The organism is Allosalinactinospora lopnorensis (assembly GCF_000981225.1).
In the GTDB taxonomy this organism is placed as follows: Bacteria; Actinomycetota; Actinomycetes; order Streptosporangiales; family Streptosporangiaceae; genus Allosalinactinospora; species Allosalinactinospora lopnorensis.
In genome coordinates, this window is record NZ_LAJC01000187.1 from 1 (window position 1) to 986 (window position 986).

A 986-nucleotide genomic window follows, 5' to 3' on the forward strand; every position below is an offset into this window, starting at 1 on the left:
TAGATCGTTGATGGGGGTTTGGGGTCCTGGTCAGTGGTCGTAGGCGATGAGGGATCGTTTGACCGGGGCGTCGATGAGCCAGTTGTGCCAGATCGCGGCGTTGAGCGCGCAGATGCGCTGGCAGGTGCGCGCTCACAGGCCCTCGGTGGTGCGGGCGGCGTGGCGCTCCAGGCCGAGTTGGTTTTTCAGGGTCCAGATGACGGCCTCGATGCGCTGGCGCAACCATCCGGGAAACGCTCGATCGGGTTCGTCGGCGCGTGCCGGGCGGATGAGTGTGTATCCCAGCTCAGCGGCCGCGGCCTCGATTCCGGCGCCGGCGAAGCCCTTGTCGCACACGATCGGGCCCGGCGCCGGCGCGGCCTGCTGGACGTGGAGCAGGTGCAGGGCCTGCTTGCGCTCGTCGAGTTCCTTGGGATGGGCCAGGCTGAACGCCGCCACGGCGCCCTCGGGGGTGGTGACGAGCATGAGCTTGGCGCCCCAGTAGAAAGCGTGGTGGGACTTGTCCATGCCGTATCCGGCGATCTCGCCCAGGTCGGAGCGGTTGACCGTGACCCGTGAGGCGCCGCAGCGCAGCGGGGTGCCGTCCATCAGCCGCAGGTTCTCATGCCAGGTGGGCACGGCACGGGCCAGCCACGTCGCGGCGGCGAGCAGACCCGGTGCCGCATCGCGCAGGTGGCGGTTGTACTCGGGCTGGCCGGGCAGGCGGGGGAAGAGGTGGCCGATTCGGCCGGGGGCGGTGCGTAGCCAGTGGCGTTCGGAGTCGCAGCGCAGCAGGACTTGGGCGATAGCGACGCAGACGAGTTCGGCGTCGTTGAGTACCCGGTCGGGGCCGCGTTTTCCCGGTTTCGGGAGCGAGGGCAAGACGTGGTCGTCGAGGTGGACATAGAGTGCGGTCAGAAGGGCGTCCAGGTTTGTCTTCACACACTGATCGTGGGCGCCCTTCGCTATGTCCGCAGCCAGATCAGCGAACCCCCATCAACGATCTA

At 68.2% G+C, this 986-nt stretch carries 1 pseudogene; it reads right to left on the minus strand.

Annotation, left to right across the window (positions count from 1 at the left end):
• Positions 1-30 precede the first annotated feature (30 nt).
• A pseudogene (locus VS93_RS26420) lies at positions 31-921 on the minus strand (IS982 family transposase).
• Positions 922-986: the final 65 nt, after the last annotated feature.